Origin of the sequence: Nonomuraea sp. 3N208 (genome assembly GCF_052245935.1) — a bacterium.
GTDB lineage: Bacteria > Actinomycetota > Actinomycetes > Streptosporangiales > Streptosporangiaceae > Nonomuraea.
Genome location: NZ_JBQQBR010000106.1, coordinates 1 through 5,787, shown reverse-complemented (window position 1 = coordinate 5,787; position 5,787 = coordinate 1). Strand labels below are relative to the sequence as shown.

The following is a 5,787-nucleotide window of genomic DNA, read 5'->3' as shown; positions in this document are numbered from 1 at the left end:
CCGAACTCCGCGCCGCGCTCAAGACCATCACCCGGCACGTCGACGACTACGCCGCCCAAGCGCGGCTCCCTCGGGCGTCGTGAAACTTGACACAAACGTCCAGAAACGCGAGACCAAAGATCGCTAGAGCTGACTGGGCACCGAGTTGTGCGACCATGGCCAGCAATTCGCGGCGCTTCAACGGCTCGCCCCTTTTCCCGATCGCTTCAGCGAAGATCTGCAAGTCGAAAGTGTCTGTGGGGATCTGGACACCGTCACTGACGACCTGCGCACCGCCTCTGCCACCGGAGGACGCCAAGCCCAAATGGCGACGCAAGGGAGCAGGCATGCCCAAACCGTCAGCGAACGCCTCAAATGTATGCTTTGCGGTCGGGATGCGCTTGCCGCTCTTGTACTCGCTGATGCGCCCTTGGGGGATCCCAGTGAAGTTCGCGATCTGCCCTTGGGTGATGCCGTACTTGGTGAGGATGCGGATCACTCCGCCGAGATCACGCTGTTTGCACACGTCTTCCATGTCCTGACGTGCGAAAACAGTCTCAAGAACTTGTCGCACTCGCTCTTGGTCAACGGTCATGGCGGCGTTCCGTTCCCCTGGTAGCGCAGCCTTTCGAGATAAGTGAAGCTCTTCAAGTCCATCACACCGTGAGATATCACGGTGAGATTCTGCGAAACCGGTTTGCTTGGAAGCCTCACATCAGTTCGTGGCGCAGGTCAGAGCTGATCTGAGGCAGTTTCAAAGATCCGCATTTGTCTGGCTTCCGCCCGTTCCTTTGCTCGGGAAAGCGGAGTTGCGGGAGGCCGGTTCCATGACTGGGGAGCACGAGCCGATACGCCTCACCTCCATGGACCCGGTTGCCGTGGCTGACCAGCTAAGACGAGAGCTCGCCCAGCACGGGATCACGGCCGATGTGAACGACGGCTACGGGCTGGCCGTGGTGTCGGTCTGGCGTGGTCTGGTCGTGTGGACGAATGGTGATCTCTTCTGGTGGCGTGCAGGCTGGAATGAACGACGCGCCCGCGCAACCTATGTCTGCCATCCCGCGGCAGACCCGAAACGGGCTGCTCAACGTATCGCCATCCGCTACGGCGATCTTCGTGCCAGAGGTTCTTCCACGCTGGACGGGTCGTGATCGGGCGTGGCACTTGAGAAGTGGAGCAAGGCCCATCCGGACGCTCACGAAGCGGTCGTGCTGGGGGAGCGTCACGCAACATACGAGGCGCTTTCGAGAGTCGAATTCCTCGACTGGTTCGATCTGAATGTCGATGACATCCGTGACGGTTACACCGCCACTGGGCTGTATCACCTGTATTTGCAGGCTCGAATTCGCACGCGAATGGACGGGCCTCCCTGACGCGCGACGGTGCGGTTGACGGCTCTCACGCCCTGCCCACTGTGTCCCGCACCGTCGCGTCAACGCCCCCGGCAGAGCCCTTCTGCGCTCGCAAGAGCGCCAGTTCCCAAGGGGCTCTGTCGGGGGTCCTCTTGTGTGGGCACGCGCCGTGAGCTGGGGCTTATCTCACCACAGGATCTAATCCATCTCATCGCCGGATGTTTTTGATCTCATCACATGATCACACCGCGTGATGGGTTCACCCCTTCCCCGAAACCTACCTTCGCCTCGTAGGTCACCGGAAACGGAAGGGATGTGATCTAGATGAACACAGCTCAGCGCCACCACCGCGGCGAACTGATCGCCGGATTGCGCGCCCTGGCCACCTTCCTGGACAGCCACCCGCACGTGCCCGTTCCCCGGTACGGAACGGTTCGGGTGTCGGTCCACACCAACTACGACACCGACGCCCGCAGCGAGGCTGAGGCGATCGCCGAAGTCGAGCGGATCGCCGCCGTGTTGGGCACCACGCCCACGGTCGAGAACGGACACCACGTCGCCGGTGCGGAGTTCGGCAGGGTCCGTTACGAAGCCATCCTGATCACGCAGGCGGCGATGTCCCGCCGCGAAGCGCTGGACTCCTACCGTGACGCGATCACCCTCGACGACATCGAGGGGGTGTGAGCAGTGGACTTCGGACTCTTCGTCGTGCTCCTGGCCCTGCTCCTGGGGGTCGCCACGCTCGTGCTCTTCGTGGTGCTGGTCGTCGTGATCCGCTCCGAGGATCGCCGCCACGCCCCGACCGGAACCCTGAGCCGACACCTGCTGGGCACCTACGACCACCGCAGCCGGCAGACCGCCTACGCCGGGAGGAGGTGAAGCCCTGATGCGCACGCTCCCGATCCTGCCTGGCCGGTGCCTGTGCGGCGCCAACGCCACCCCCGGAAACCGGCGATGCCGCAAGTGCCGCGCCCGCTGGCGCTGGTTCCGCCGCAAGTCCCGGCACGACGGCATCTAGCCCCCTCCGTCCCCAGCCCTCCGAACTCCTGTGAGAGGAGGTGAAGCCCCATGACCGTGACTGTTCCGCTGGTGCTCGTGTTCGGCGCGCTGGTGTTCATCGCCTGGCGTTACCTGGGCCTGCGCTGGTGGCACGCGCTGATCACACTGCTGTTCGGCTTCCTGCTGGCCGCAACCACGCTCGCACCTGACATCCGCGCCGCCCTCCGCGCTGCCCTGAGCTGGATCACCGGCCACTGACCCCGTCCCCGAACCGAAGGATGTGATGCCTAATGACCCATCGACACCCCTACCCACACACCGATCTTCAGGAGGTTGCCCACCGCAACACCACCGCCGCTCAACTCCTAGCGGCACTCACCCGAGACCCCCTGCCCCTCCTCCCCATCTGGACGCACGTCATCGCCGCCCTCGACGACATCGAAACCCTGATCGACGAGGTCACCGGCCTGCGCGCAGAACTGGCCAGCATCCGCTACCAGCGAGCCAACCTGCTGGCCGCCATCCGCGCCACCCTGGCGGCCGACCACGACGGCGACGACGACCCCCTGTACTACGTGCGTGACGAGCTGCACGCCCAGGCCCACCCCGCCGAGACGGCCGGAGAGGGCCAATGAGCAAGCATCGGGCATCGCGCTATGAGATGCGCCGCAACGCTCGCAGGATGCGCCGCTACGGCGTCCAACCCGTCGCCATGATCGACGACCTGGAGTTCGCACCCCTGGCCATCGCCGGAATTGCCCGTCTGACCTGGCGCTACCGGTCCGAACTCGCCCCGCTCACCGTTGCCGTTTCCGTCCTGATCACGGGCATGGCCCTGCGGCGATGGTTCCCTGAATGGTGGCCCACCGTCGCACTCAGCACGATCGGGATGGCGGGCGCGCTGGCCGTCGGGGGCCGATGGGTCAACATCCCCCGCTCGATCGAACGCGGCTATGCCGCCGTCACCACGGCGTTCGCCGGAACCTGGCTCGCCCTGGCCGCCTACCTGGGGCCGTTCACGGCGCCCCTGCCCGCCGTGCTCGGCATCGGCGCTTTCGTGCTGGCCGTGCCCTGGTGGGCGCACCGTCGCAGGCGTGCCCGCGTACGTGTCGAGCGCACGCTGGCCGCCTGGCCGGACATCGCCCAAGCCGTCGGCCTGGCCGGATCCCGCATCCAATCGGCCATGGTGGACCTATGGGGCTACCGCTTCCGCCTCGGGCTGGGCGTCGGCCAGACCGTCGAAGACGCGGTCAACGCCATCCCCCGCCTGGAATCGGCGCTCGGCACCACACGCGGCGGCGTGCGCGTCCAACCGGTGACCAGCAAGAAGGCCAACCGCGCCGACGTGCGAGTGATCGAAACCGACCCGCACGCCGACGCCATCGCCTGGCCAGGCCCCTCCATCAGCTCCGTCACGCAACCGGCCAAGCTGGGGCTGTTCGAGGACGGCGCGCCCGTCCGCGTCCCCCTCCTGCGACGCCACGGGCTGTTCGCGGGCATGTCCGGCGCGGGCAAGTCCGGCGGCGTGAACGTCCTGCTCGGGGACCTGACCGCCTGCCCAGATGTGATCCTTTGGGCGGTCGACCTCAAACGCGGCATGGAGCTGCTGCCCTGGGCATCGTGCATCGATCGCCTGGCCACCACCCCGCAGGAGGCAGAAGCCCTGCTCGCCGACGCCGTGATCATTCTCGACGGACGTGCCGATGACCTCACGCAACGCGGCGAACGCGTCTGGGAACCCTCGCCGGACAGACCCGCGCTGATCATCATCATCGACGAGTACGCCGAGTTGGCCAGCGAGGCACCACGAGCGATCGACTACGCCGACTCGATCGCCCGACGTGGCCGCGCACCAGCGGTGAATCTGATCGCCGCTACCCAACGCCCGTCCAAGGACGCGATGGGCAAGAGCGCGGTCCGCTCACAGATGGATGTCCGGCTGTGCTTCCGGGTCCGGGAACCCCGCGACGGTGACCTCATCCTGGGACAGGGCATGGTCAGGGCCGGATGGCACCCGCACAAGCTGGACGCCCCCGGCAAGTTCCTGATCAGCTCCCCGGAACATGACATTCCCCGCCGCGCGCGGACCTACCTGATGGACGACGCGCGCGTACAGGCCACCGCCGAACAGCACGCCGAACACCGCCCACCCCTCGACGAGGTATCTGCTCAAGCCCTGCAACGCGCAGCCGAGATGCCCGCCACGCCGCTACAACCCGCCGTCCGACCGTCACCTCGGCACGCCCGCGACAACGCCGTACGGGAGGCTGAGGAGGCCCTGACAACCGTGCTGAGTCAGGCACCCGGCGACGGGGTCACCATCGGTGATCTCATGCGCGTAACCGGCATGCGCCGCACGTGGGTCTACCAACGTCTTCAGGATCTGGGCCGTGCGCGCCAGGTCGAACAGGTCGCTCGGGGACGCTGGCGCGCCCTCCCCGAGATACACGATCCGTAATCGTCCGTCGTCCGTCATCCACGTTCGTCCGCGCGTCTGCGCGTGTATAGGGCGCGACAGACGCGGACGGACGAAACGAACGGACGATCACACTCCGTAGCAATCGATAGTGCGCGGGAACCCCCGCAACGAAGGGAGCCGCACACCCCGACGAACGAGAGGGGGGATGCACATGCAGGCATACACCGTCGAACAAGTCGCGGAGATGCTGAGCATCGGACGCGACAAGGTCTACTTCCTTCTCCGTACCGGCCAGCTCAAGAGCATCAAGATCGGCAAACTTCGTCGGATCACCGACCGGCACCTTGCCGACTTCATTTCCTCGCTGGAAGCGATAGACGAGGCGTAGAGCGGCGTGCTACAACGTTCTACAGGGCCGGTTGTGCGGCACCGCTGCACAACCGGCAAGCGCCTCTTGATAACTGCATGACACGAAAGGAAGCCGTCAATGACGAGCGACCGAACGACCCTGCCTCCCGTACGGGTGGACACGGAGCTGAAAGACCGTCTCCGCAGGTACGCCGAGTCGCAGGAACGAGATGTGTCGTGGGTGATCAGGAAGGCGATCGAGGAGTACCTCAACCGTCACGAGAAGGGGTGATCCCTTGGCCAAGATCCTGATCGGCAAGTACGAAGCGACCATCTACCCCGAGGGGGACGGCTACACCGGAGCCATCTCCCTCGGGTTCGGCCCAGACGGCAAGCGCCAGCGCCTCAAGCGCAAGGCCAAGACGAAGACGGCGGTCAAGGACAAGCTGATCAAGGCCGTCAAGGACCTTGAGGCGGGCATCACCGCATCGGAGACCTACACCGTGCGCGATGCCGTCAACGATTGGCTCAGCAAGGGTCTCAAGGGCAGGTCCGAGAGCACCGTCACCAAGCTGCGCATCCTCGCCGAGACGCACGTTATCCCCAGGCTGGGGAAACTCAAGCTCCAGCAGCTACGGGCGGATCACGTGGATGAGTGGCTCGACGAACTCTCAAACGACCTGGCCACCC

The 5,787-nt window shown here is 65.5% G+C and carries 11 protein-coding genes and 1 pseudogene; 11 read left to right on the top strand and 1 reads right to left on the bottom strand.

The window, feature by feature from the left end; all coding sequences use genetic code 11:
• Positions 1-46: 46 nt before the first annotated feature.
• Positions 47-574, bottom strand: a complete 528-nt coding sequence (locus tag ACTWPT_RS59320; protein WP_443186360.1) for a helix-turn-helix domain-containing protein — start codon at positions 572-574, stop codon at positions 47-49.
• A gap of 232 nt (positions 575-806) precedes the next feature.
• Here ACTWPT_RS59320 and ACTWPT_RS59315 point away from each other — a divergent pair, with 232 nt between their 5' ends.
• The 11 genes and pseudogenes from ACTWPT_RS59315 to ACTWPT_RS59265 all read left to right on the top strand — a co-directional run.
• The gene (locus ACTWPT_RS59315; RefSeq protein ID WP_443186359.1) at positions 807-1,130 is read left to right on the top strand and encodes a hypothetical protein; all 324 of its coding nucleotides are present in this window, start codon (positions 807-809) and stop codon (positions 1,128-1,130) included.
• Positions 1,131-1,136: 6 nt separating this feature from the next.
• A complete protein-coding gene (locus ACTWPT_RS59310) occupies positions 1,137-1,352 on the top strand; it encodes a hypothetical protein (protein WP_443186358.1) in 216 nt (71 codons plus the stop codon).
• Between the two features lie 303 nt (positions 1,353-1,655).
• Complete coding sequence (locus tag ACTWPT_RS59305; RefSeq protein ID WP_443186357.1) at positions 1,656-2,015, top strand: hypothetical protein; 360 nt, start codon at positions 1,656-1,658, stop codon at positions 2,013-2,015.
• Between the two features lie 3 nt (positions 2,016-2,018).
• Positions 2,019-2,210 (top strand): hypothetical protein, encoded by a 192-nt coding sequence (locus ACTWPT_RS59300; RefSeq protein ID WP_443186356.1) that lies wholly within the window; start codon positions 2,019-2,021, stop codon positions 2,208-2,210.
• Positions 2,211-2,217: 7 nt separating this feature from the next.
• On the top strand, positions 2,218-2,349 hold the full coding sequence (locus ACTWPT_RS59295) for a hypothetical protein (protein ID WP_443166016.1): 132 nt from the start codon (positions 2,218-2,220) through the stop codon (positions 2,347-2,349).
• Between the two features lie 50 nt (positions 2,350-2,399).
• A complete protein-coding gene (locus ACTWPT_RS59290; protein ID WP_443186355.1) occupies positions 2,400-2,588 on the top strand; it encodes a hypothetical protein in 189 nt (62 codons plus the stop codon).
• A gap of 32 nt (positions 2,589-2,620) precedes the next feature.
• Complete coding sequence (locus ACTWPT_RS59285; protein WP_443186354.1) at positions 2,621-2,965, top strand: hypothetical protein; 345 nt, start codon at positions 2,621-2,623, stop codon at positions 2,963-2,965.
• On the top strand, positions 2,962-4,788 hold the full coding sequence (locus ACTWPT_RS59280; RefSeq protein ID WP_443186353.1) for an FtsK/SpoIIIE domain-containing protein: 1,827 nt from the start codon (positions 2,962-2,964) through the stop codon (positions 4,786-4,788). Before ACTWPT_RS59285 ends, ACTWPT_RS59280 begins: the two co-directional genes overlap by 4 nt.
• Before the next feature lie 166 nt (positions 4,789-4,954).
• Positions 4,955-5,137: a helix-turn-helix domain-containing protein gene (locus ACTWPT_RS59275; RefSeq protein WP_443186352.1), complete on the top strand. Its 183-nt coding sequence runs from the start codon at positions 4,955-4,957 to the stop codon at positions 5,135-5,137.
• A 99-nt stretch (positions 5,138-5,236) separates the two neighbouring features.
• Positions 5,237-5,389: a CopG family ribbon-helix-helix protein gene (locus ACTWPT_RS59270; protein ID WP_347624618.1), complete on the top strand. Its 153-nt coding sequence runs from the start codon at positions 5,237-5,239 to the stop codon at positions 5,387-5,389.
• Between the two features lie 4 nt (positions 5,390-5,393).
• A pseudogene (locus ACTWPT_RS59265) lies at positions 5,394-5,787 on the top strand (site-specific integrase); the annotation flags it as partial.

Excerpts from the sequence above, each read along its gene's own strand:
- ACTWPT_RS59320 (WP_443186360.1), bottom strand. The coding sequence starts at position 574 with ATGACCGTTGACCAAGAGCGAGTGCGACAAGTTCTTGAGACTGTTTTC.
- ACTWPT_RS59280 (WP_443186353.1), top strand. The coding sequence starts at position 2,962 with ATGAGCAAGCATCGGGCATCGCGCTATGAGATGCGCCGCAACGCTCGC.
- ACTWPT_RS59290 (WP_443186355.1), top strand. The coding sequence starts at position 2,400 with ATGACCGTGACTGTTCCGCTGGTGCTCGTGTTCGGCGCGCTGGTGTTC.
- ACTWPT_RS59295 (WP_443166016.1), top strand. The coding sequence starts at position 2,218 with ATGCGCACGCTCCCGATCCTGCCTGGCCGGTGCCTGTGCGGCGCCAAC.
- ACTWPT_RS59270 (WP_347624618.1), top strand. The coding sequence starts at position 5,237 with ATGACGAGCGACCGAACGACCCTGCCTCCCGTACGGGTGGACACGGAG.
- ACTWPT_RS59305 (WP_443186357.1), top strand. The coding sequence starts at position 1,656 with ATGAACACAGCTCAGCGCCACCACCGCGGCGAACTGATCGCCGGATTG.
- ACTWPT_RS59315 (WP_443186359.1), top strand. The coding sequence starts at position 807 with ATGACTGGGGAGCACGAGCCGATACGCCTCACCTCCATGGACCCGGTT.
- ACTWPT_RS59285 (WP_443186354.1), top strand. The coding sequence starts at position 2,621 with ATGACCCATCGACACCCCTACCCACACACCGATCTTCAGGAGGTTGCC.
- ACTWPT_RS59275 (WP_443186352.1), top strand. The coding sequence starts at position 4,955 with ATGCACATGCAGGCATACACCGTCGAACAAGTCGCGGAGATGCTGAGC.